This is a genomic window from Arthrobacter sp. MDT2-34-1 (genome assembly GCF_059091365.1).
The window spans coordinates 561,902-585,718 of record NZ_JBNHGO010000001.1 but is presented as its reverse complement, the minus strand read 5'-3'; the positions used below and the strand labels follow the sequence as shown (position 1 = coordinate 585,718).

At 67.6% G+C, this 23,817-nt stretch carries 16 protein-coding genes and 2 tRNA genes; 14 read left to right on the top strand and 4 right to left on the bottom strand.

Annotated elements, in window-relative coordinates; translation table 11 throughout:
* Window positions 1-60: 60 nt before the first annotated feature.
* The 3 genes from pepN to glsA all read right to left on the bottom strand — a co-directional run bounded on the left by pepN (window position 61) and on the right by glsA (window position 6,170).
* Complete coding sequence (gene pepN / locus AC5RVV_RS02710) at window positions 61-2,613, bottom strand: aminopeptidase N (protein WP_494001262.1); 2,553 nt, start codon at window positions 2,611-2,613, stop codon at window positions 61-63.
* Window positions 2,614-2,741: 128 nt separating this feature from the next.
* Window positions 2,742-4,295, bottom strand: coding sequence for a glycosyltransferase (locus tag AC5RVV_RS02705; RefSeq protein ID WP_493999884.1), 1,554 nt, complete (start codon window positions 4,293-4,295; stop codon window positions 2,742-2,744).
* Between the two features lie 72 nt (window positions 4,296-4,367).
* A complete protein-coding gene (glsA, locus tag AC5RVV_RS02700) occupies window positions 4,368-6,170 on the bottom strand; it encodes a glutaminase A (RefSeq protein WP_493999883.1) in 1,803 nt (600 codons plus the stop codon).
* Between the two features lie 126 nt (window positions 6,171-6,296).
* Between glsA and AC5RVV_RS02695 the strand changes: the two genes are divergently transcribed.
* The 10 genes from AC5RVV_RS02695 (at window position 6,297) to AC5RVV_RS02650 (ending at window position 15,062) form a co-directional block, all read left to right on the top strand.
* Window positions 6,297-6,770 (top strand): ribose-5-phosphate isomerase, encoded by a 474-nt coding sequence (locus AC5RVV_RS02695; RefSeq protein ID WP_493999882.1) that lies wholly within the window; start codon window positions 6,297-6,299, stop codon window positions 6,768-6,770.
* A gap of 12 nt (window positions 6,771-6,782) precedes the next feature.
* Window positions 6,783-7,685, top strand: a complete 903-nt coding sequence (locus AC5RVV_RS02690; protein ID WP_493999881.1) for an Fpg/Nei family DNA glycosylase — start codon at window positions 6,783-6,785, stop codon at window positions 7,683-7,685.
* A gap of 231 nt (window positions 7,686-7,916) precedes the next feature.
* A tRNA-Gly gene (locus AC5RVV_RS02685) sits at window positions 7,917-7,987 on the top strand.
* Window positions 7,988-8,125: 138 nt separating this feature from the next.
* Window positions 8,126-8,198, top strand: a tRNA-Pro gene (locus tag AC5RVV_RS02680).
* 54 nt (window positions 8,199-8,252) lie between these two features.
* On the top strand, window positions 8,253-9,698 hold the full coding sequence (gene tig, locus AC5RVV_RS02675; RefSeq protein WP_493999880.1) for a trigger factor: 1,446 nt from the start codon (window positions 8,253-8,255) through the stop codon (window positions 9,696-9,698).
* Between the two features lie 446 nt (window positions 9,699-10,144).
* Window positions 10,145-10,759 (top strand): ATP-dependent Clp protease proteolytic subunit, encoded by a 615-nt coding sequence (locus AC5RVV_RS02670; RefSeq protein WP_493999879.1) that lies wholly within the window; start codon window positions 10,145-10,147, stop codon window positions 10,757-10,759.
* A gap of 40 nt (window positions 10,760-10,799) precedes the next feature.
* Window positions 10,800-11,471: an ATP-dependent Clp protease proteolytic subunit gene (locus AC5RVV_RS02665; RefSeq protein WP_493977440.1), complete on the top strand. Its 672-nt coding sequence runs from the start codon at window positions 10,800-10,802 to the stop codon at window positions 11,469-11,471.
* A gap of 202 nt (window positions 11,472-11,673) precedes the next feature.
* A complete protein-coding gene (gene clpX / locus AC5RVV_RS02660) occupies window positions 11,674-12,966 on the top strand; it encodes an ATP-dependent Clp protease ATP-binding subunit ClpX (RefSeq protein WP_493977441.1) in 1,293 nt (430 codons plus the stop codon).
* Between the two features lie 58 nt (window positions 12,967-13,024).
* Complete coding sequence (gene clpX / locus AC5RVV_RS02655) at window positions 13,025-14,317, top strand: ATP-dependent Clp protease ATP-binding subunit ClpX (protein WP_493999878.1); 1,293 nt, start codon at window positions 13,025-13,027, stop codon at window positions 14,315-14,317.
* A gap of 124 nt (window positions 14,318-14,441) precedes the next feature.
* Window positions 14,442-15,062, top strand: a complete 621-nt coding sequence (locus AC5RVV_RS02650; protein ID WP_493999877.1) for a mycothiol-dependent nitroreductase Rv2466c family protein — start codon at window positions 14,442-14,444, stop codon at window positions 15,060-15,062.
* 443 nt (window positions 15,063-15,505) lie between these two features.
* On the opposite strand, the gene valS is transcribed toward AC5RVV_RS02650, so the two are convergent.
* Complete coding sequence (gene valS / locus AC5RVV_RS02645) at window positions 15,506-18,130, bottom strand: valine--tRNA ligase (protein ID WP_493999876.1); 2,625 nt, start codon at window positions 18,128-18,130, stop codon at window positions 15,506-15,508.
* A 139-nt stretch (window positions 18,131-18,269) separates the two neighbouring features.
* On the opposite strand from valS, the gene AC5RVV_RS02640 reads away from it, so the two are divergent.
* From AC5RVV_RS02640 to ileS, 4 genes are all read left to right on the top strand, one after another.
* Complete coding sequence (locus tag AC5RVV_RS02640; protein WP_493999875.1) at window positions 18,270-18,638, top strand: DUF488 domain-containing protein; 369 nt, start codon at window positions 18,270-18,272, stop codon at window positions 18,636-18,638.
* A gap of 217 nt (window positions 18,639-18,855) precedes the next feature.
* Window positions 18,856-19,167 carry a hypothetical protein gene (locus tag AC5RVV_RS02635; protein ID WP_493999874.1) on the top strand — a complete coding sequence of 104 codons (312 nt, stop codon included), beginning with the start codon at window positions 18,856-18,858 and terminating at the stop codon, window positions 19,165-19,167.
* 110 nt (window positions 19,168-19,277) lie between these two features.
* Window positions 19,278-20,021, top strand: a complete 744-nt coding sequence (locus AC5RVV_RS02630; RefSeq protein WP_493999873.1) for an SDR family oxidoreductase — start codon at window positions 19,278-19,280, stop codon at window positions 20,019-20,021.
* 500 nt (window positions 20,022-20,521) lie between these two features.
* Window positions 20,522-23,803, top strand: coding sequence for an isoleucine--tRNA ligase (gene ileS / locus AC5RVV_RS02625; RefSeq protein WP_493999872.1), 3,282 nt, complete (start codon window positions 20,522-20,524; stop codon window positions 23,801-23,803).
* Window positions 23,804-23,817 lie beyond the last annotated feature (14 nt).

Here is a 23,817-nt window from a genome sequence, read left to right as displayed (position 1 = left end):
GACGGCGCTGCCCGCCGAAACGCGGGTTCCGGCGGGCAGCTATGCGTGGAGCGCGGCGGGCTACCGGTCGGCGGCCTGCGCCTTCAGGGCCCGGACGACGCCGTCCTTGTTTTCCAGCACCAGCCGGCGCAGGGCGGGGGAGCGCTCCGCCAGGGACTCCAACCAGGCGTCCGTGGCGTCAACGGTGGCCTGCGTGGACAGCTGCGACGGATACAGTCCGACGACGATCTGCTGCGAGAGTTCGTGCGTGCGGGTGTTCCAGATGTCTTCGATGGCGTCGAAGTACTTCGCGGCATAGGGCTCCAGCAGCGTGGTGTCATGGACGCGGGTGAAGCCGGCGATGACCGACTGCTGGGTGGCGTTGGGCAGTTCGCCCTTGACGACGACGGACTCCCAGGCCGCCGCCTTCGCCTCGGCGGTGGGGATGGCGGCCTGCGCAAGGGCGGCGGCGCGCTGGCCGGTGGCGGTCTGGTCCCGCTCGAGTTCGGCGTCGATTTCGGCCTGGCCGAAGCGGCCGCCGGCCACGAGCGAGGTGAGCAGTTCCCAGCGCAGGTCGGCGTCCACGGTCAGGCCCTCCAGCGTGCGCTCGCCGGAGAGCAGCGCGGCCACGGTGTCCAACTGCCCGCCGGTCTGGGCGTGCACGGCGAAGGCCTTGGCGAACTGCAGCTGCGAATCGGACCCCTCGGCCGCCTCTCCGGCCAGTTCCCAGAGCCGGTCGGCGGCGGCGATGGTCAACCGCTTGCGGTCGTCCGGGTTCACGTAGAAGGTCAGCGTGGTGGCCAGCTGCCGCAGCAGCACCAGCACCACCGAGGAGTCCGTCTCGTAGGCGGTGTTGTTCAGCACCAGCTCCACGTATTCGCGGGCCGGCGTCTCGCCGTCGCGGGTGGCGTCCCAGGCCGAGCCGAGCACCAGGGTGCGCGGCAGCGACGCGGTGAAGTCCTTCAGGTGGTCCTTCGAGGTGGCCAGGGACACCTCGTCCAGCCGAATCTTGGCGTAGGCCAAGTCGTCGTCGTTGAGCAGCACCAGCGCGGGACGGGCCAGGCCGGCCAGCTGCGGCACCTCGGTGCGCTCGCCGTCAACATCGAGTTCCTCGCGGTGGGTGCGCACGAGCTTGCCGGCGTCGTCCAGGTTGTAGAAGCCGACGGCGAGCCGGTGCGGGCGGATGGTCGGGTAGCCGTCCGGCGCCGTCTGGAGGATCGCGAACGAGGTGATGGCGCCGTCGTCGTCGGTGGAGATCTCCGCGCGCAGGGTGTTCACGCCGGCGGTCTCGAGCCACTTGGCGGACCAGTCCTTCAGGTCCCGGCCGCTGGAGGTTTCCAGTTCGCCCAGCAGGTCGGTCAGCTCGGTGTTGGCCCAGGCGTGCTTGCCGAAGTACTCGCGGACGCCGGCCATGAACTCCTCCTGGCCCACCCAAGCCACCAGCTGGCGGAGCACGGAGGCGCCCTTGGCGTAGGTGATGCCGTCGAAGTTGACCTGCACGTCCTCCAGGTCCTTGATCTCGGCGGTGATCGGGTGGGTGGACGGCAGCTGGTCCTGCCGGTAGGCCCAGGACTTCTCCATCGACGCGAAGGTGGTCCACGCATTCTCGTACTCGGTGGCCTCGGCGGCGGCGAGCGTGGACATGAATTCGGCGAAGGACTCGTTCAGCCACAGGTCGTTCCACCAGCGCATGGTCACCAGGTCGCCGAACCACATGTGCGCCAGTTCGTGCAGCACGGTGATGGCCCGGCGCTCCACCATGGCATTGGTGGGGCGGGAACGGAACACGTAGTTTTCCAGGAAGGTGACCGCGCCGGCGTTTTCCATGGCGCCGGCGTTGAACTCCGGCACAAACAGCTGGTCGTACTTCTCGAAGGGGTACGGGGTGCCGAACTGCTTCTCGTAGAACTCGAAGCCCTGCCGGGTGAGGGTGAAGATGTTCTCCGCGTCCATGTACTGCATCAGCGATTTGCGCGCGAACACGCCCAGCGGGATGGTGCGGCCGTCGGAGCTGGTCAGCTCGCTGCGCACGGACTGGTACGGGCCGGCGATCAGCGCGGTGATGTAGGAGGAGATCCGCGGGGTGGGCTCGAACGCCCAGGTGGCGGCCGCACCGCCGTCGTCCGTGGATCCGACGTGCCGGGGCGCCGGGGTGGGGGAGTTGGAGATGACATCCCAATGCGACGGCGCGGTGACGGTGAAGCGGAAGGCCGCCTTCAGGTCCGGCTGCTCGAAGACGGCGAACATGCGCCGCGAATCCGGCACCTCGAACTGGCTGTACAGGTAGACCTCGTTGTCCACCGGGTCCACGAACCGGTGCAGGCCCTCGCCGGTGTTCATGTACAGCGCGTCGGCGTCGATCTCCAGCACGTTGTGCTCCGCCAAATCCGGCAGCTGAATGCGCACGCCGTCGGAGACCTCGGCCGGATCCAGCGCCTTGCCGTTGAGCGTGACCGAGCGGACGGTGTCCGTGACGGCGTCGATGAAGGTGGAACCGCCGGGGGTGGCGGTGAAGGTGACCACGGTGCGCGAGCCGAACACCTTGTCGCCGCGGGTGAGGTCCAGCGTGACGTCGTACGACTCCACGCGGAGCAGTTCGGCGCGGGCGCGCGCTTCGTCACGGGTGAGATTCAAACCTGGCAAGTTCGCCTCCAGAAGTACTTAGTGCCCCGGCTGCGCGGGACCGGACGGGTGTGCATGGCGGGACGAGATATGAAACAACCCTTGCACAATGTGGCCATTGTCTCACCGCGGCGGGGTGCCTAGCCACCCGCGAGGACCTTGGTCCACGCCGAGACATAACCGGATTCGTCGAAGCGTTGCAGGGTTTCGCGGCTGGATCGGGCGAACCGCGAGCGCAGTTCCGGGTCGCGCATCAGCGTCAGGATGCCGTCGGCCAGCGCCTGCCGCCCGCCGAAGGGCACCAGGAAGCCGTTCTCGCCGTGCCGGATGACGTCGCGGGGGCCGTAGTTGGCGTCGTAGGCCGCGACCGGCACGCCGTAGGACATGCTCTCCAGCAGGATCAGCGGGAAGCCCTCCGACGCCGACGTCAGCACCGTGGCGCACGCGGTGGCGTAGATGTCGGACGGGCTGTTGGTGAACGAGGGGAAACTGACCGCGGCGCCGACGCCCAGTTCGTTGATGAGCGCTTTGACCGCTCCTTCCTCTTCGTCGCCGTAGCCGAAGCCGAAGACCTCCAGCCGCGCCCGCGGGTTGCCCACGCGCACCAGGGCGAAGACGCGGATCGCCTCGTCCACCCGTTTCTTCGGGTGCAGCCGGGCCACCATCACCAGCCGGTCCGGATCGGTGGTGGGGCCCGGGTCCGGCTGCTCCGGCGGCGCCAGCTGGCCGATGGTGTGGAGCCGGTCGGCGTGGCCGAACTCGGCGGCGATGTCTTCGCGCTGCGCATCGGTGTGCAGGACCACGCCGTCCCAGGTGTCCAGGTTGTCCAGGAAGCGGCGCCAGTTGCGGCTGACGCCGGAGCCTGCAACGTACGGGGGCTCCAGGTGGTTGCTGTGCACCGCCGCGATGCGCCGCAGGTTCGGATGCCTGACGCTGCCGACCACATCGTCCAGGTTCCTGCCGGGCAGGTTATTCAGGTTCTCGCGGAATTCCGAGGTCAGCACCGGTGCGTCTTCGCCGGCCAGCAGGTGTTCGAAGGCGTGCCGGTAGAGCTCGCCCGGGTCCCCAAAGGTGAGGGCATCGCCGTCGTCGCGGGCCACGCCGTCGAACAGGTAGCTGCGCCCCCACTTGGGCGAGCCGGGATGGTGCGTGATGGTCAGGAAGCAGCGGCCGTCGCGGCCGATCAGGCGCTGGGCGGTGGGCGTCTTGGACGATTCCTGGAAGTGCTGGACCAGCACCAGCCGGCCCTGTTCGTCCATCTCCTCCCGGCGCAGCCGCGCACGGTTGGGGGCCAGCCGTTCGACCGCGGCCACCGTGCCTTCGGGGTGGAATCGCACGTAGGACTCCTCGATCCCCTCGCGGAAGTACCCGAAGGCCAGCCCGGAGTTGCCGACCGGCACGATGTCGTAGTCGTCCTCGGGCGGAGGCCGGACCGGTTGGCGGGTATCAGTCCCGGGGCTCGGATCAAGCCCGTACAGGACGCTGCGGACCCTGACCTCCGGATGCAGGTGGCCGTCAGCCTTGAGGCCGGCCACATCGCGGGCGAGCCGGTGCTGCAGGCCGAGCACCTCGATCCAGATCCGTTCTGCCGCGCCGTTCCCGGCCAGCGTGTTGGCCCGGGTGCGCACCGCCTTGACCAGGCCGCCGCGCTTGAGCGCCAGGGTGTTGACGGGAAAGTGGACGGTGAGCGGCACGATGGCATCCTGTCGTCAGGGATGCCGCCATTGTTCCGGCCCGCCGGACGCTAGTAAAGGGGCGGACGACGGTCAGCCCCGCGCGGCCGCCACGGCGAGGTCGTGTTGCTCGGCCGCGATGTCCAGCAGCCGTTCGGCCAAGCTCAGCGCCGTGTCCGGGGCGTTCCGGCGCAGGCGCGCATAGCCCTCCGGCGTGAGGACCTCCACGACGACCTTCCCCTCGGCCCGCACGTGGGTCCGGGACGGAGTGCCGCCGAGGCCCCCGAAGCTGGTTCCGGCGGAGAAATACCGGGCGGCGTGATTGTCCTCGGAGGCGCTGGCGTCCCCCGAGGCGTTGGCAGCCGTGCGTGCCTGGCCCTCCATGACCAGAACCAGGCCCGCGCCTTGCTCGCCCGCGGAAACGATGGCGGCGCCGTCGTCGTACGTTCGCCGCTCCAGGTAGCCCGCGAGCGTCTCGCGCTCGCCGGCGGGCAGGGTCGCCGCCACCGGGTGGTCCTGCAACTGCAGCCGTTCGCCGGTTGCCGGCTGTCCTCCGTGCCGGCCGAGGAGGCGGTCTTCGCACCACCGGGCGGCAGCGTCCAGGGACGGGAACGCCGTCGGCCGGCCGCCCGTGCCTGTCTCTTGCGCGGACAGCAACCCGGCCGGGTCCACGAAGATCAGCAGGCAGGGATCCGAGGTTGCCTGCAGCCGCAGGAACATGGTCTTGGTGCGGCTGCCGAGCTCGTCCAGCCGGCTGATGTCGATCACCAAAACCTCGTGCGTGGCGGCCAGGTCGGCGGCCATCCGGATGACCGTTTCCGCCTCGGGAAAGAGCATGTCGCCGTGGACCTCGAGGAAGCGCACCGTGTGGCCGTATTCGGCCAGCACGGCCAGCTCCCGCGCCGGGCGAACCCGCGGTGAGGGTTTCCCGGCCAGGGTGTAGTCGGCGCGGATCGTGGACCGGGCGCTGCGGGCCGCGTGGATGAAGTGCAGTCCCAGCTCCGCCGACAGCTTGCGGCAGACCTCGGTGCCGCGGACGCTGTTGCCGTGCCGGTCGAGCCGCGGCGAAAAGACGGCGAGCCCCAGCTGGCCGGGCAGCACCGCCAGGATGCCGCCGCTGACCCCGCTCTTGGCCGGCAAGCCAATGCCCGCCACCCAGTCGCCGGCGTCGTTGTACATGCCGCAGGTCGTCATCACGCTGAGCACGTGCTCGGCGATCCGGGGTGTCAGGACCTCCTCGCGGGTGATCGGGTTGACTCCGCGGTTGGCCAGGGTGGCTGCCATGATCCCCAGGTCGCGGCAGGTGACGCTGAGGGAGTTCTGCCGGAAATACAGGTCGAGGGCGGCCTCGGTGTCGTGCTCGATCACGCCCTGGCTCTTCAGCAGGTAGGCGAGGGCCCGGTTGCGGTCGCCCGTACGGAGCGCGGACTCGTACACCGTCTGGTTCATAACCAGGTCGCGTCCGGCACAGGCCGAATAATTCAGTCGGAGCTGCTCGAAGGCGTCGTCACCGTAGCGGTCGACCACCAGGGACGAGGCGGCGATGGCCCCGGCGTTGATCAACGCGTTGCGCGGCCGGCCGGTATCCGCTTCCAGGCTGATCTCGTTGTACGCGTCCCCGGAGGGCTCCACATCGATCTTCTCGCGCACGTCCTCGAAGCCGTGCCCGGCCAGCGCCATGGCATAGGTGAAGGGCTTGGAGATCGACTGGATGGAGAACTCGGACCGCGTATCGCCGGCCTCATAGGTGCATCCGTCGGCCATCGTCATGCTCAGCGCGAACAGATCCGGATCCTCGACCCCGAGTTCTTCCGGATCACCGGCCAGCGACCCCTCGGTGTTGCCGGCGAGGCCGGCAAGGACGGACTCGAGGTAGTCGCTGATTACTGGCTCCATAGGGGCACACTATCGACGGCGGCCGAAGCCCGACAGGGGTGCGGCACCGGAATCCGTTCCGCCGGCACCGCTCCAGTAGGCTGGAAGCCGTTATTCGCCCTCCCGCACGTCACAGAAGGACCGTCCATGCGCGTTCACATTGCCACCGACCACGCCGGCCTGGAACTGAGCCACCACCTGATCAAGCATCTGACCGGCCAGGGCCACGACGTCACCGACCACGGCCCCACCGCGTACGACCCAGAGGACGACTACCCCTCGTTCTGCATCCGCGCCGCGCTCGCCGTCGTCGAAGACCAGTCCGCCGGCGTGGAGTCGCTGGGCATCGTGCTCGGCGGCTCGGGCAACGGCGAGCAGATCGCAGCCAACAAGGTCAAGGGCATCCGGGCCGCGCTGGCCTGGAACCTGGACACCGCGAAGCTGGCCCGCGAACACAACGACGCCAACGTCGTCGCCGTCGGCGGCCGCCAGCACAGCGTCGAGGAAGCCACCGCCATCATCGAGGCATTCCTGGCCGAGCCGTTCTCCAACGCCGAGCGCCACGTCCGCCGGATCGGCAAGATCGCCTCCTACGAGACCACCGGCGACATCCCGGCCTAGCGGCCGCCGGTCATGCCAGAAGGCCATTCCGTCCACCGCCTGGCCCGCCAGTTCCAGGACGTTTTCGCCGGCCGGCGCCTCGCCGTGTCCAGCCCGCAGGGCCGCTTCGCCGCCGGCGCCGCCCGACTCGACGGGGCGCGGCTGCTGGCCGCCCGTGCACACGGCAAGCAGCTGTTCCTGGAGTTCGACAACGGCCTCGTCCTGCGCGTGCACCTGGGCCTCTACGGGGCGTGGAGCTTCGGCGGGGACGAGAGCTTCCGCGGCGCCTCCAGCATCGGGGCGCCGCGCCGGGTGGGGGAGCAGGAAACGTACGACGACGATGCGCCGGCCGCGTACTCCGGCCCGCCGGAGCCGGTGGGCCAGGTGCGCGTCCGGCTGGTGTCGGCCCACGGCTGGGCCGACCTGCGCGGCCCCACCGCCTGCGAGGTGCTCACGCCCGCGGAGGCGTCCGCCGTCGTCGGCAAACTGGGGCCGGACCCGCTGCAGGACGCGGCGGACCGCGGCGCCGAGTTCGTCCGCCGGCTGACCGCGAAGCGCACCGCGGTGGGGCAGTTGCTGATGGACCAGAACGTGGTGGCCGGGGTCGGGAACGTCTACCGCGCGGAGACCCTGTTCCGCCGCGGGCTGAACCCGTGGCTGCCCGGCCAACGGGTCCCGCCTGCGGAAGCGGCGCTGTTGTGGGCGGACATCGAGGCCGTCATGCGCGACGGAGTCCGCGACGGCAAGATCATCACCACCCGCCCCGAACACCGCGACGCCGAGGCCGTCGGCCGCTCGCTGCCGGTCTGGCCGGACAACGCCCACTACGTGTACAAGCGGCAGGGGATGCCGTGCCGGCTGTGTGGCACGCCGGTCGCCGTCACGGACATGGCCGCCCGCAAGCTGTACTGGTGCCCAACCTGCCAGCGGGCCTGAAGCGTTCGGGCCGCAGCCTGCCTCCCTGCGCCGCCGGCGCGCCCGCCCTTGCCCACCCGAATTTTCGGCCATTGCAGGGTTTATCGGCCAACGCAGGGTCCATAGCCCCTGCTCTCGACGATTTACCCTGCAACGGATGAGTCGGGGTAGGGGCGCATGGTTTCCGCCGCGTCGGGGCGCCCTCCGATTTGTCGAACGGGCCCGCCCTCGTGCTAAAGTTTCAACGTCCTCGGGGATGTAGCTCAATGGTAGAGCCTCAGTCTTCCAAACTGATTACGCGGGTTCGATTCCCGTCATCCCCTCGCGTCAGGGAGGCGGTCCGGCACGGGCCGCCTTTTCTGTTCGCAGCCGATTCAGTCATGCGACGTGTGCTGGCGGCGTCCGGTTGCACGGTGATTGTGCCGCAGGCCGGGAATACCCGTAGACTTGCGTGTGCACTACGGGGCGTAGCGTAGTGGCTAGCGCGCCTGCTTTGGGAGCAGGAGATCGCAGGTTCGAGTCCTGTCGCCCCGACTCTGTATTCTTGGTGCAGATTTAACCCCAATAGCAATCAGGAGTTCTAACGCTGTGAAGAGCGCTGTCGAAAACCTCACCCCTACCCGGGTCAAGCTCAATGTTGAGGTCCCCTTTGAGGAACTGAAGCCCAGCATCGACGCGGCGTACAAGACCATTGCGAGCCAGATCCAGGTTCCGGGCTTCCGCAAGGGCAAGGTTCCGGCGAAGCTGATCGACCAGCGCGTGGGCCGCGGCTACGTGATCGAGACGGCTATTAACGAGGGCCTGAACGGCTTTTACCAGGGCGCCGTCGAAGAGACCGGCATCCGCCCGCTGAGCCGCCCCGAGGTTGAAATCACCGAGGTTCCCGACCCGGCCGCCACCGAGGGCCAGCTCGCCTTCCACGTTGAGGTCGATGTCCGCCCCGAGATCGAGTTGCCCGAGTACGCCGGCCTCGAGGTCACCGTCGAAGCTACCGAGGCTTCCGAGGAAGACATCCAGAAGGCGCTGGACGACCTGCGCGGCCGCTTCGGCACCCTGAAGAGCGTTGACCGTCCGGCCGTTGCCGACGACTTCATCACCATGGACCTGTCCGCCAAGGTGGACGGCGAAGAGGTGGACTCCGCCGCGGACCTGTCCTATCAGGTGGGCGCCGGCACCATGCTGGAGGGCCTGGACGAGGCCGTTACCGCGCTGAGCGCCGGCGAGGACGCCACCTTCGAGACCAAGCTTGCCGGCGGCGAGCACGCCGGCAAGGACGCCACGGTCACCGTGAAGGTCAAGGCCGTCAAGGAGCGCGAGCTTCCCGAGGCCGACGACGACTTCGCCCAGCTGGCCAGCGAGTTCGACACCATTGCCGAGCTGAAGGAAGACCTGGCCAAGCAGGCCGCCGACGCCAAGATCATGGAGCAGGGCGTCGAGGCCCGCGACAAGGTGCTGGACAAGCTGATGGAACTGGTCGAGGTTCCGGTTCCGGACTCCGTCGTCGAAGAGCAGATGGAACAGCACTTCCGCCCGGAGAACAGCCACGGTGAAGACCACGACACCGAGGAGCACCGCGCCGAGGTCCGCGAGAACACCGAGAAGGCCTTCCGCAACGAAATCGTGCTCGACGCCGTGGCCGACAAGGAAGAGCTGGGCGTCAGCCAGGCCGAGCTGATCGACTACATCGTGTCCTCCGCCGGCCAGTACGGCATGGACCCGAACCAGTTCGCGCAGCTGCTGGACCAGTCCGGCCAGGTCGGCATGATGGTGGGCGAGGTCCGCCGCCGCAAGGCCCTGGCCAAGGTCCTGGAGCTGGCCAAGGTCACCGACACCAACGGCAACGAGGTGGACCTGAGCGACTTCGTCCGCCCCGCCGGCGAAGAAGAGCCCAACGTCGAAGACATGATCCAGGCCGCCGAGGCCGAGGCCGCCAACGCCGAGGCCGGAGAAGCCGAAGCGGACGCTGCCGACACCGAGTCGATCGAAGACACCGACGCCGCCGAAGAGGCCGCCGAGGACGCACCGAAGAAGTAGTAGCGGCGCTGCCGCTGGACGGACCGCCGGATCCCCTTCACGGGGAACCGGCGGTCCGCCGCTTTAACTCCCGCGCACGACGCCGGTGCCCGGCTCCGGTGCACCGGTTTCCTCCCAGATCGACGGCGGCAATGCCGGCGGAACCGGGCCGCTTTCCCTCCCTGACCGGCGGCGGCCGTGCCGGTGGAACCGGGCCCCCGCCCGGGCCGAGTGTGCCCCCAAAGGTCGCTCCGCCGTCGTCATTTTCTGCTGCGGGCAGAGCGTTTTCCCGCGCCGTCACGGGCCTGATGCGCCGTCAGCGAACAGCGCGCCGTGCGGGAGGAATCGGGCAGCGGAACACGTTACTGTCCAAGTAGGTAAACGACCTTAGGGCCACCGGTGACGGTACCGCCCGGGGAAGAAGCGAGAGGTATTTCAGCATGTCGAATGAATCCGCCACTCCGAGAATGGCTTCGGTCGATGCGGCCAGCCGCGAAGACTACATCTACAACCGCCTGCTCAAAGAACGCATCATCTGGCTGGGCTCCGAGGTGCGCGACGAGAACGCCAACGCCATCTGCTCGCAGCTGCTGCTGCTCTCGGCCGAGGACCCGGAGAAGGACATCTACCTCTACATCAACTCGCCCGGCGGGTCGGTGACCGCCGGCATGGCCATCTACGACACCATGAAGTTCATCCCGAACGACGTGGTGACCGTGGCCACCGGCCTGGCGGCCTCCATGGGCCAGTTCCTGCTCTCCTCGGGCACCAAGGGCAAGCGCTACGCCACCCCGCACGCGCGCATCCTGATGCACCAGCCCTCCGGCGGCATCGGCGGCACGGCCTCCGACATCAAGATCCAGGCCGAGCTGATCCTGCATATGAAGCAGGTCATGGCCGAACTGACCGCCGAGCAGACCGGCCAGTCGGTGGAGCAGATCCTGATCGACAACGACCGCGACAAGTGGTTTACGGCCGAGGAAGGCCTGGCCTACGGCTTCTTCGACAAGATTTCGGCCCACGCCGGCGGCGTTTCCGGCGGCGGCGGGACCCAGGGCGGCTCCGCCTCCCAGGATTCCTGAGCCCACGCGCCACCGACCCGAATACAAGCAGGAGAATCTCATGGACTACAACTTCGGTGCCGCTGCCGGCGGTTTCGCCGCCAACATGCCGCAGAACCGCTATGTGCTGCCCCAGTTCGAGGAGCGCACGCCCTACGGCTTCAAGCGCCAGGACCCCTACACCAAGCTGTTCGAGGACCGGATCATCTTCCTGGGCGTCCAGGTCGACGATGCCTCCGCCGACGACGTCATGGCCCAGCTGCTGGTCCTCGAGTCGACGGACCCGGACCGCGACATCACCATCTACATCAACTCGCCGGGCGGGTCGTTCACCGCGATGACCGCGATCTACGACACCATGCAGTACATCCGCCCGGAAATCCAGACCGTCTGCCTGGGCCAGGCGGCCAGTGCCGCGGCCGTGCTGCTGGCAGCGGGCACCCCTGGCAAGCGGCTGGCCCTGCCGAACGCCCGCGTGCTGATCCACCAGCCGGCGCTGGGCGGCGGCGAACACGGCCAGGCCTCCGATCTGCAGATCCAGGCCGACGAGGTCATGCGGATGCGCAAGTGGCTGGAAGACGCGCTGGCCATGCATTCGGGCAAGGACGCCGCGCAGGTCAACAAGGACATCGAACGGGACAAGATCCTCACGGCCGCGGGTGCCCTGGAATACGGGCTGATCGACCAGGTGCTTGACTCCCGCAAGATCCACAAACCGGCGATCACCAAGTAAGTACCGTAAAATAGTCTCAATGCCTGCACTGCCCGTGGCGCGTCATATCGCACCGCGGGCAGTGTTGTTACTGAAACTGTCGGCGCAGTGAATTAGAGTTGTTGTCAGCTGGCCTCGGCGGCGCAGCGTCTGTCCGGCAATAGTTCGGGCGGCGCAGCTGCCGCGACACAGCTGCCGACGTAGACCAAGTAAGGGGACGGATATGGCTCGCATAGGTGAGAGCGCTGACCTGCTCAAGTGCTCTTTCTGCGGCAAGAGCCAGAAACAGGTCCGCAAGCTGATCGCCGGCCCCGGCGTGTACATCTGCGACGAATGCATTGAGCTCTGCAACGAGATCATCGAAGAGGAGCTGGCCGAGGTGTCGGACCTGGGCAGCTTCGAACTGCCCAAGCCGCGGGAGATCTTCGACTTCCTGCAGGAGTACGTGATCGGCCAGGAGCCGGCCAAGCGGGCGCTGGCCGTGGCGGTCTACAACCACTACAAGCGAATCCAATCCGGGCATGCGCCCAAGGGGACCGCCAACCTCTCCGATGCCAGCCCGCTGGAGGACGTGGAAGTTTCCAAGTCCAACATCCTGCTGATCGGGCCCACCGGCTGCGGCAAGACCTACCTGGCCCAGACTCTGGCCCGCCGACTGAACGTCCCGTTCGCCGTCGCGGACGCCACGGCGCTGACCGAAGCCGGCTACGTGGGCGAAGACGTGGAGAACATCCTGCTCAAGCTCATCCAGGCCGCCGATTACGACGTGAAAAAGGCCGAGCAGGGCATCATCTACATTGACGAGATCGACAAGATTTCGCGCAAGAGCGAGAACCCGTCCATCACCCGGGACGTCTCCGGGGAGGGCGTCCAGCAGGCGCTGCTGAAGATCCTCGAGGGTACGGTCGCGTCCGTGCCGCCGCAGGGCGGCCGGAAGCATCCGCACCAGGAATTCATCCAGATCGACACCACCAACGTGCTGTTCATCGTCGCCGGCGCCTTCGCCGGGCTGGAGGAGATTATCGGTTCGCGCGCCGGCCGCAAGGGGATCGGCTTCGGCGCCCCGCTCAAGGACGCGGCGGGGGAGAAGGACAGCTACGGCGAGGTCATGCCCGAAGACCTGTTGAAGTTCGGCCTGATCCCGGAGTTCATCGGCCGCCTGCCGGTGATCACCACGGTCTCCAACCTGGACCGCCCGGCCTTGATCAAGATCCTGACCGAACCGAAGAATGCCCTGCTGCGCCAGTACCAGAAGATGTTCCAGCTGGACGGCGTGGAACTGAGCTTCGAGCAGGAAGCGCTGGAGGCCGTGGCGGACCTCGCGCTGGAGCGTGGCACCGGCGCCCGCGGGCTGCGCGCGATCATCGAAGAGACCCTGCAGCCGGTCATGTTCGACCTGCCCAGCCGCGAGGACATCGCCTCCGTCGTGATCACCGCGGACGTGGTGCTGAACAAGGCGGAACCGGCGCTGATCTCCCACGACGTGGTCGCCAAGCGCCGGAACAAGTCGGCCTGACACTGCACTGCTCCGGACCACCGGACGATCGATCGAGGACCAGACAAGGGGACACACTATGGCCCGGACCGGCGGAAGCGCAGAGCTGCTCACGTGCTCGTTTTGCGGCAAGAGCCAGAAGCAGGTGAAGAAGCTGATCGCCGGCGGCGGCGTGTACATTTGCGACGAATGCGTCGGGCTGTGCAACGAACTGCTGGAGGAAGAATTCGGCGCCGGTGCCGCCTCCGAACTGCTGGAGCTGCCCAAGCCCCGGGAAATCTATGGCTTCCTGCAGGAGTATGTGATCGGCCAGGAACCGGCCAAGCGTGCCTTGGCCGTGGCCGTGTACAACCACTACAAGCGCATCCGCTCCGGCCACGCCGCCCCGGGCAGCGCCGGCCTGGCCGCCGCCGGCGGACTCCAGGACGTGGAAATCGCCAAGTCGAATGTCCTGCTGATCGGCCCCACCGGCTGCGGCAAGACCTACCTGGCCCAGACGCTGGCCCGCCAGTTGAACGTGCCGTTCGCGGTGGCGGACGCGACGTCGCTGACCGAAGCCGGCTATGTGGGTGAGGATGTGGAGAACATCCTGCTCAAGCTGATCCAGGCCGCCGGCAACGACATCAAAAAGGCCGAGCAGGGCATCATCTACATCGACGAGATCGACAAGGTGACCCGCAAGAGCGAGGGCCCCTCGATCACCCGCGACGTCTCCGGTGAAGGCGTGCAGCAGGCCCTGCTGAAAATCCTGGAAGGAACCGTCGCTTCGGTGCCACCGCAGGGCGGGCGGAAGAACCCGCAGCAGGAGTTCCTCCAGATCGACACCACCAACATCCTCTTCATCGTCGCCGGGGCCTTCGCCGGCCTGGAAGAAATCATCGGCTCGCGGGCCGGACGCAAGGGCATCGGCTTCGGCGCGCCGCTCAAGGACGCCGTCGCCCAGCAGGACAACTACGGCGAAGTCATGCCCGAAGACCTGCTCAAGTTCGGGCTGATCCCGGAGTTCATCGGCCGCCTGCCGGTGATCACCACCGTGGCCGAGCTCGACAGGCCTGCGCTGATCCGGATCCTCACCGAGCCGAAGAACGCGCTGATCCGCCAGTACCAGAAGATGTTCCAACTGGACGGCGTCGAGCTGTCCTTCGAGCAGGACGCCCTGGAAGCGGTTGCCGACCTGGCGCTGGAACGAGGAACCGGCGCGCGGGGCCTCCGGGCGATCATGGAAGAAACTCTGCAGCCGATCATGTTCGACCTGCCCGGCCGCGACGACATCGCCACCGCCGTGATTACCGCCGAGACGGTCCTGACCGGGTCGGACCCCACCCTCATCCCGCACGACGTCGAAGCCATCCGCCGCCGCGATTCCGCCTGACCGCCCGTATCGGGGGCGCCGGCCGGTGCACGGGCACCTGCCGGGTCGGCGGAACAAAACCGCCGGCGCGGCAGTTACCCACAACAGTACGTATAACCAGTCCTCAAGAAGGAGCTCTTGCCGTATGTCTGAAAGCGCTGCGCCGTCCACCGTTGACTTCTGGTTCGATCCGGCCTGTCCGTTCGCCTGGATCACGTCCCGCTGGATGCTGGAGGTGGAGAAGGTCCGCGACGTCAAGGTCGACTGGCACGTGATGAGCCTGGCCGTGCTCAACGACGGCCGCGACGAGCTGCCGGAGGAGTACAAGGAATTCCTGAAGAAGGCGTGGGGCCCGGTCCGCGTGATCATCGCCGCCCGTGAACTGCACGGCGAGGCCTACGTGGGGAAGCTCTACGACGCCATGGGCACCCGCATCCACAACGAGGGCAACAAGGACTATGAGGCCGTGACTGCCGCCGCGCTGGAGGAGGTCGGCCTGCCCGCCGACCTGGCCCGCTTCGCCACCTCCGACGAATATGACGAGCAGCTGCGCGCCAGCCACGAAGAAGGCATCTCCAAGGTGGGCGACGAAGTGGGCACCCCCGTCGTGGCCTTCAACGGCACCGCCTTCTTCGGGCCGGTGCTGACCCGCATCCCGCGCGGCGAAACCGCCGGAAAGATCTTTGACGGCGCCGTGGCCCTGGCCGAGTTCCCGTACTTCTACGAAATCAAGCGCTCCCGGACCACCAGCCCCGAGTTCGACTAACCGTTCGGGCCTGGAGCGAACGCCTCAAGCGGGCGTCGTCCGCGGGACCCTGACGCCGCCGGCCGGCGCGCCCTGGTTTCGGAAAACAATTCACGAAACTATGGCGTGTCGGCTTGCGCAGGAGTATAAATATTTATACGCATCCCCCAAAAGATGCGGGACCGAACACCAAAGATTCAGTGACAAGTAGTGGACCAGTTCCACAAACTGCCAGCCTGTGACGAGGCTCGGAAGACCTGAAGATCGGCGGAGTTCGCGAGACCCAAAGCGTCACCTTTGGATCAAAGAGTCGAAGCCCCACCAACGGCGAAACGCTGATGGGGCTTCCCCTCGTTAACGGGGCCGGAACCGGCTGCCGAACGTCGTGGAGCCAGCTACTGGGCAGGCCCTGACGCAGCTATCGGGCCGGCCAAGCCTCTGCTGCCCGACCGGCCGTGGCCCTGCTACTCGGCCGGTGCCTCGGCGGCCGCCAGCTCGACCTTCGTGACGGTCAGCTCGCCCTCCGCCTCGTTCAGCAGGACCTCGCGCGCATTGCCGGCGGCCTTCAGGTCGCCGAGCCCTGCCTCAAGTTGGGCCACCTGTGCGGCCGATCCGGTGATGGTCGCGGTGAGGACCTCGGTGCGCTGCTTGACCTTGGCTTCGGACTTCGCCTTGCGGATGCCGCCCAGCGCCTGTCCGACCGTCCCGAGCAGCCCCGTGTCGGCGGCGGAGGCAATCGAAGCGAGCCCCGCCGTCGTCGGCCATTCGGCGCGGTGCACGGAGCCGGCGCGCCACCAGCTCCAGACCTCTTCGGTGGCGAAGGGCAGGAACGGTGCGAAGAGACGCAGCAGGGCGTCGAGCGTGGTGGCCAGCGTGGCCAGGACCGAGGCCTGCTCCGCCTCGCCGGCGGCACCGTAGGCGCGGTCCTTGATCAGCTCGACGTAGTCGTCGGTGAAGGACCAGAAGAAGCTTTCGGTGACCTGCAGGGCGCGCGCATGGTCGTACTTCTCGAACGCGGCCGTCGCGGTCTCCACCACCTCGGCCAGCTGGCCCAGCAGCGACTTGTCCAACGGGTTGGTAACCACGGCGTCGTCCTCGGCAAGCACCGAAGCCTCGGTGGCACCCAGGTTCAGCACGAACTTGGAAGCGTTCAGCAGCTTGATGGCCAGGCGGCGGCCGATCTTCATCTGCGCGACCTCGTAGGCGGTGTCCGCACCCAGCTTCGCCGAGGCCGCCCAGTAGCGCACCGCGTCCGCGCCGAACTGGTCCAGCACGTCCGTGGGGACCACCACGTTGCCCTTGGACTTCGACATCTTCTTGCGGTCCGGGTCCAGGATCCAGCCGGAGAGCGCCGCGTGCTTCCACGGCGCGCAGCTGTTCAGCGAGTCGCCGCGCACCACGGTGGAGAACAGCCAGGTGCGGATGATGTCGTGGCCCTGCGGGCGCAGGTCGAACGGGAAGACGTTGTTGAAGAACGACTCGTCCCGGCTCCACTTGCCCACGATCTGCGGCGACAGCGAGGACGTGGCCCAGGTGTCGAGCACATCGGCGTCGCCGATGAAGCCGCCGGGCTGGTTGCGCTGCGACTCCTCGTAGCCCGGAGCGGGGTCAGCGGCAGGGTCCACCGGCAGCATCTCGTCGGAGGGCACGACCGGGTTGTCGTAGTCGGGGTTGCCGGAGGCGTCCAGCGGGTACCAGACCGGGATCGGCACGCCGAAGAAGCGCTGGCGGGAAATGAGCCAGTCGCCGTTGAGGCCTTCGATCCAGTTTTCGTAGCGCGAGCGCATGAACGCCGGATGGAATTCGATCTCCCGCCCCCGGCTGATCAGCCGTTCCCGCCGGTCCGCGTCGCGGCCGCCGTTGCGGATGTACCACTGCCGTGAGGTGACGACCTCCAGCGGCTTGTCGCCCTTTTCGTAGAAGTTGACCGGGTGGGTCATCTTCTGGGGCGCGCCGTCCAGTTCGCCGGCCTCGGACAGCAGCTCCACGATCTTCTCCTTGGCGGAGAAAACGGTCTTGCCGGCCAGCTCGGCGTAGTTCGCCTTACCCTCCTCTGTGGTGATCCACTCCGGGGTGTCGGCCATGATGCGTCCGTCGCGGCCCACGATGGAGCGGGTGGGCAGCTGCAGCTCCCGCCACCACGTCACGTCGGTCAGGTCGCCGAAGGTGCAGACCATGGCGATGCCGGCGCCCTTGTCGGGCTTGGCCAGCGGGTGCGCCTTGACCTCCACCTCCACGCCGAACAGCGGGGACTTCACGGTGGTGCCGAACAGCTTCTGGTAGCGCTCGTCGTCGGGGTTGGCCACCAGTGCCACGCAGGCGGGCAGCAGCTCGGGGCGGGTGGTCTCGATGTGGACCTTTTCGCCGTCGGCGGTTTCGAAGGCGTAGCGGTAGTAGGCACCGGGCATCTCCCGGTCCTCGAGTTCGGCCTGCGCCACTGCGGTGCGGAACGTGACATCCCAGAGCGTGGGTGCCTCGGCCATGTAGGCGTCGCCGGAGTTCAGGTTGGCCAGGAAGGCCCGCTGGGAAACGGAGCGGGACACGTCGTCGATGGTCCGGTAGGTCAGATCCCAGTCCACCGACAGGCCAAGGGTGCTGAAGAGGTTCTCGAAGACCTTCTCGTCCTCCACGGCCAGGGTTTCGCAGAGCTCGATGAAGTTCCGGCGCGAGACGACGTCGAAATCGCGCTGGTTCTTCGCCGGCGTGGCCGGCGGCTGGTAGTCCGGGTCGTACGCCACCGACGGGTCGCAGCGGACGCCGTAGTAGTTCTGCACCCGGCGCTCGGTGGGCAGGCCGTTGTCGTCCCAGCCCATCGGATAGAACACGTTCTTGCCGCGCATCCGCTGGTAGCGGGCCAGCACGTCGGTCTGGGTGTAGGAGAACATGTGTCCCACATGCAGCGAGCCCGAAGCCGTCGGCGGGGGAGTGTCGATCGAGTAGACCTGCTCCCGCGTGGTCTCGGGATTGAACTTGTAGGTCCCCTCCTCTCGCCAGCGCCGGGTCAGGGCGTCCTCAAGGCCTTCGAGGGCGGGCTTGTCGGGAACGTTAACGGTAACGGGCGTGTCTGTGCCCGGGGTATGTTCTGCCATGCTGGCCATTCTTTCATGCCGGGCACGGAATGAAGATTCACGACGGCGGCGCAGCACCTGATTGCCCCGGCTCGCCGCGAGGGCTGGGGACGGCGTGCAGACCTACCCGCCGCAGCGGGTGAATGCGTAGGATGCGCCCATGGCGAACGTTCACATCAAGCGCGTCTACGAACCCGCCGACGACGGCGACGGCTACCGGGTGCTGGTGGACCGGATCTGGCCGCGGGGCATCAAGAAGGAGGGCGCCGGGGTGGACCTGTGGCTGAAGGAGGCGGGAACCTCGGCCGAGCTGCGCAAGGAGTTCAGCCACCGGCCGGAGAAATTCGACGCCTTTGCCGTGGCGTACCGGCAGGAACTGGACGGTTCGGAGGCGCTGGAGCGGCTGGTGGAGCTGGCGCGCGAGCAGCCCAAGCTCTGCCTGCTGTACGGGGCCAAGGACAAGGAGCACAACCAGGCAGTGGTGCTGCGGGACCTGATCCTGGAAGAACTCGGCGGGGAAGCCGGCTGACATGGCCCGCTGGATGGGGGTCCCCGGGTCGCTTGGTGCAGGGGGCGGGCAGCGCTGCTGCACTTGGCGCCCTGCCGTCCTGGGGTTGGTGGGTGCGGCGGTTTTGGGCGCTGCCCTGTCGGGCTGCGGGGCTTTCACCGGGTTCGCGGCCCCGCCGTGTTTGCCGCCGGAGTATTCGGTAAGCCCCGCGGAGGCGAGTCCGGGGCAAACCGTGGCGGTGTCAGCGCCGGACGCCGACTGTAACCCGCGGTACGGCAGCGACGCCCAGATCGAAGTGATGGTGGCCGACGCTGCCGGCGCAGAAGTCGTCCGCGAAACCGCTGCCATGAACGACGGCGGCGGTTTCACCTACACATTCACGGTCCCCACCGAAATTGCGGCCGGCGAAGCCTCGGTCACGGCGATGCCCTATAACGTCGACTGGTGCGATGACACCGGCCGGAACAACCGCACCGCAGAACCCCCTGTCATCACCCTGGCGCGGGCGTCGTGCGCGGTGCCCGTGAAGCCCCTCATCATCAGCCGCTAGGCCGGACAGGCGAAACGAGGCCCGCCACCGGTCCGGCCCGGCGCTTGCCTAACCTTCGTTCGCCTGAGACGTTCTTCGGCCTCTCTGTGTCTGCCGTTACGCTGGGTTTCATGACCAAGCGCGCAGTAGTAACCGGAGCAAGTTCGGGTATCGGGGCAGCCACCGTAAGGGCGCTTTGTAGCAGTGGCTGGGACGTGGTGGCGGTGGCCCGCCGCGCGGACAGGCTTGCCGCGCTCGCCGAAGAAACCGGTGCTGTTGCGATGCCCGGCGATGTGACCGACCAAGACTCCGTCGACGAGTTGGTGGCCGAGGTGCTCGAGGGCGGCGGGATAGACGCTCTGGTAAACATCGCCGGCGGCGCCTTCGGAGTGGACTCGATCGCCGAGGGCAAGTTCGCTGACTGGGAGAAGATGTACGACGTCAACGTGCTCGGCTCGCTGCGGATGATCCAGGCTTTCCTGCCCGCCTTGCGAGAGAACGGCGAAGGCTCGGTGGTGCTGCTGACATCCACGGCAGGCATCGTGGCCTACGAAGGGGGCGGCGGCTACGTGGCTGCCAAGTTCGCCCAGCATTCCATGGCCGGCACGCTGCGACTGGAAGAAGCCGAACACAATGTGCGGGTGATCGACATCCTGCCGGGCTTGGTGCAGACCGAAGAGTTCTCGCTCAACCGCCTTGGCGGCGACCAGACGGCTGCGGACAAGGTCTATTCCGGCGTGGAGAAGCCGCTGCTCGCCGAGGACGTCGCCGACGTCGTGGCCTATTCGCTCAACCTCCCGCACCACGTGAACCTTGACCAGATTGTCATGCGCCCGGTGGCCCAGGCGGCCGCGCACAAGCTGATTCGGAAGTAGCAAGCGCCAAAGCCTGGCGATTCCCCTTTTTCTGTACCGTGGACGCCTGGCTCAGGCCCGAAGGTGGCGCTGATCCGAAACCTGACGTCGCTTCACGACCGCGCGCATGGGGGGCGCAAAGACACGTCGGCCAACCGCGGGACAAACACGACATCCGCGAACAAAGCCGGCTTTTCGCCCGCGTTTCGACAGCCGCGCCGCCGGGGCCGTAAACTTGAGTCATCAGCGCTGACCCGGCCATCACCGGTGAGCTTCCGGAAGAACAGCCCAGGCCAACATCCTGGGCCCAGTAGAACCGGACGGGTATGCCCGTCACAGCAGCGAATGAGTGGCTGTCCCTTTGCGCCGGTTCCGGCGCATCAGGCCGGCAAGTGAGGTGGTACCGCGGGTTCCGCCCCGGCAGCACGGTGAGGCTTTCCAGCCGCACCGAGGCACCGGAGCAGGGCACGTCCTCGCAGAAGTACCCACACTTGCCGAGCTGTCTTTCCAGGATGACGAACATGCCACAGATCTATCCCAAGGCTTCCACCGCCGGCGCTGCCGCTGCCGAGAGCTCGCCTAAGTTCCCCGAGATCGAGGAGCTGGTGCTCAAATACTGGCAGCAGGACGGCACCTTCCAGGCCTCCGTCGATGCCCGCGACGCCGGCAGCGACGGCAGCAACGAGTTCGTCTTCTACGACGGCCCGCCCTTCGCCAACGGCCTGCCGCACTACGGCCACCTGCTCACCGGGTACGTCAAGGACCTGGTGGCCCGTTACCAGACCCAGCGCGGCCACAAGGTGGAGCGCCGTTTCGGTTGGGACACGCACGGGCTGCCGGCCGAGCTGGAAGCCATGAAGCAGCTTGGCATGACGGACAAGCAGCAGATCCTGTCCATGGGCATCGACAAGTTCAACGACGCCTGCCGCACCTCCGTGATGAAGTACGCCGACGAATGGCAGAACTACGTCACCCGCCAGGCCCGCTGGGTGGATTTCGAGAACGACTACAAGACGCTCAACGTCGAGTACATGGAGTCGGTCCTCTGGGCCTTCAAGCAGCTGCACGAAAAGGGCCTGACCTACCAGGGCTTCCGCGTGCTGCCGTACTGCTGGCGGGACGAGACGCCGCTGTCCAACCACGAGCTGCGGATGGACGACGACGTCTACAAGATGCGCCAGGACCAGACGGTCACGGTCACCTTCCCGATCCGCGCCGACGGGTCGGACAACGCGCTGGCGGCGGAGCTTGCCGGCGTCAACGCGCTCGCCTGGACCACCACGCCGTGGACGCTGCCCACCAACGCAGCCCTCGCCGTCGGGCCGGAGATCAGCTACGCGGTGCTGCCGGCCGGCCCCAACGGGACGCAGGCCGCGGGGGAGAAGTTCCTGGTGGCGGAGGACCTGCTGGGCTCCTACGCCAAGGACCTGGGGTACGACGACGCCGCTGCCGCCACCGAGGCGGTGACGGCCACGTACCTGGGCTCCCAGCTGGCCGGGCTGCGCTACGAGCCGCTCTGGGACCACTACGCCGACGCCGCGAAGTGGGGCATGCAGAACGCCTGGCAGATCGTCGTCGCCGACTACGTGACCACCACCGACGGCACGGGCTTGGTCCACCAGGCGCCGGCGTTCGGCGAAGACGACCAGAAGGTCTGCGAAGACAACGGCATCCCCGTGATCGTCTCCGTGGACGAGGGCGCCAAGTTCCTGCCCTACTTCGCCGAGGGCCCGCTGGCCGAGATCGCCGGCGTGCAGGTGTTCGAGGCGAACAAGCCGATCACCCGGGTGCTGAAGGCCGACGGCCGGCTGGTCCGCCAAGCCAGCTACGAGCACAGCTACCCGCATTGCTGGCGCTGCCGCACGCCGCTGATCTACCGCGCCATCTCCTCCTGGTACGTGGAGGTCACCAAGTTCAAGGACCGCATGGTCGAGCTGAACCAGCAGATCAACTGGATCCCGGAAAACGTCAAGGACGGCCAGTTCGGCAAGTGGCTGGAGAACGCCCGCGACTGGTCCATCAGCCGCAACCGCTTCTGGGGTTCGCCCATCCCGGTGTGGGAATCGGACAACCCGGACTACCCGCGCCGCGAGGTGTACGGCTCGCTGGCCGAGCTGGAGGAAGCGTTCGGCACCCTGCCGCGCAACCACGACGGCGAGGTCGACCTGCACCGCCCGTACATCGATGAGCTGGTCCGGCCCAACCCGGACGACCCGACCGGCCAGTCCATGATGCGCCGCGTGGAGGACGTGCTCGACGTCTGGTTCGACTCCGGTTCGATGCCCTACGCCCAGGTGCACTACCCGATGGAGAACAAGGACTGGTTCGACAGCCACAACCCGGCCGACTTCATCGTGGAGTACATCGGCCAGACCCGTGGCTGGTTCTACACCATGCACGTGCTCGCGACCGCGCTGTTCGACCGCCCGGCCTTCCGCAACGTGATCAGCCACGGCATCGTGCTCGGCTCCGACGGGCAGAAGATGTCCAAGAGCCTGCGCAACTACCCGGACGTGTCCGAGGTCCTGGACCGCGACGGCTCCGACGCCATGCGCTGGTTCCTGATGGCCTCCCCGATCCTGCGCGGCGGCAACCTGATCGTCACCGAGCAGGGCATCCGCGACGGCGTCCGCCAGGTGATGCTGCCGCTGTGGAACGTGTGGCACTTCTTCAAGCTCTACACCAACTCCGCGAACAACGGGGCAGGGCATGAGGCCGTCTCCGTCCTCGGCGATACCGAACGGATCAAGGGCATGGAGTCCCTGGACCAGTTCATCCTGGCCAACACCGGGGACCTGGTCCGCGACATGACGGCCGCGCTCGATGCCTACGACGTCTCCGGCGCCTGCGACGCGCTGCGCGAGTACCTGGACACCCTGACCAACTGGTACGTCCGCCGCTCCCGCCAGCGGTTCTTCGACGAGGACCGCGACGCGTTCGACGTGCTGTACACGGCGCTGGAGGCAGTCTGCCGCGTGGCGGCCCCGCTGCTGCCGCTGGTCACCGAGGAGATCTGGCGCGGGCTGACCGGCGGGCGTTCCGTCCACCTGACCGACCTGCCCGACGCCGGCGAGTTCCCGCAGCTGGCCGAACTCGTGGAACTGATGGACGCCACCCGGCAGATCTGCTCCTCCGGCTCGAGCCTGCGCAAGGCCGCGAACCTGCGCGTGCGGCTGCCGCTGGCCTCGCTGACCGTGGTGGTGCCGGGCGCCGAGCGGCTCTCCGGCCAGTACGCCGTGATGATCCAGGACGAGCTGAACATCAAGTCGGTCCGGCTGATCGACGCCGCCGACGCCGCCCCGGAAGAGTTCGGCATCTCGCAGAAGCTGGTGGTCAACGCCCGTGCGGCCGGCCCGCGGCTGGGCAAGAACGTGCAGCAGGCCATCAAGGCCGCCAAGTCCGGTGACTGGTCGGTGGACGACGCCGGCGCCGTCACCGCCGGGGGACTGCTGCTCGAGCCGTCGGAGTACTCCCTGGAAACCGTCGTGTCCGGGGACGCGGCGGCCGGCGCGGCGGTGACCATGCTGCCCGGCGGCGGGTTCCTGGTGCTGGATACCACCGTGACCGCCGAACTGGAGGCCGAAGGCGTGGCCCGCGACTACGTGCGCACCATCCAGCAGGCCCGCAAGGATGCCGGACTGGTGGTCAGCGACCGCATCCGCACCACGGTGACGGCGGACCAGTCCGTCCTGGACGCGCTGACCCTGCACCAGGGACTGGTCTCGCAGGAAACCCTCACCGTGGACCTGGTCCTGGTGGCCGGGGACGGCGACGCCGTGTCCGTGGAAAAAGCCGGATCCTGAAGGGGGCACCAAAC

Excerpts from the sequence above, each read along its gene's own strand:
- AC5RVV_RS02670 (WP_493999879.1), top strand. The coding sequence starts at position 10,145 with ATGGCTTCGGTCGATGCGGCCAGCCGCGAAGACTACATCTACAACCGC.
- AC5RVV_RS02640 (WP_493999875.1), top strand. The coding sequence starts at position 18,270 with ATGGCGAACGTTCACATCAAGCGCGTCTACGAACCCGCCGACGACGGC.
- AC5RVV_RS02650 (WP_493999877.1), top strand. The coding sequence starts at position 14,442 with ATGTCTGAAAGCGCTGCGCCGTCCACCGTTGACTTCTGGTTCGATCCG.
- AC5RVV_RS02690 (WP_493999881.1), top strand. The coding sequence starts at position 6,783 with ATGCCAGAAGGCCATTCCGTCCACCGCCTGGCCCGCCAGTTCCAGGAC.
- glsA (WP_493999883.1), bottom strand. The coding sequence starts at position 6,170 with ATGGAGCCAGTAATCAGCGACTACCTCGAGTCCGTCCTTGCCGGCCTC.
- valS (WP_493999876.1), bottom strand. The coding sequence starts at position 18,130 with ATGGCAGAACATACCCCGGGCACAGACACGCCCGTTACCGTTAACGTT.
- clpX (WP_493977441.1), top strand. The coding sequence starts at position 11,674 with ATGGCTCGCATAGGTGAGAGCGCTGACCTGCTCAAGTGCTCTTTCTGC.
- AC5RVV_RS02665 (WP_493977440.1), top strand. The coding sequence starts at position 10,800 with ATGGACTACAACTTCGGTGCCGCTGCCGGCGGTTTCGCCGCCAACATG.
- clpX (WP_493999878.1), top strand. The coding sequence starts at position 13,025 with ATGGCCCGGACCGGCGGAAGCGCAGAGCTGCTCACGTGCTCGTTTTGC.
- AC5RVV_RS02630 (WP_493999873.1), top strand. The coding sequence starts at position 19,278 with ATGACCAAGCGCGCAGTAGTAACCGGAGCAAGTTCGGGTATCGGGGCA.
- AC5RVV_RS02695 (WP_493999882.1), top strand. The coding sequence starts at position 6,297 with ATGCGCGTTCACATTGCCACCGACCACGCCGGCCTGGAACTGAGCCAC.
- ileS (WP_493999872.1), top strand. The coding sequence starts at position 20,522 with ATGCCACAGATCTATCCCAAGGCTTCCACCGCCGGCGCTGCCGCTGCC.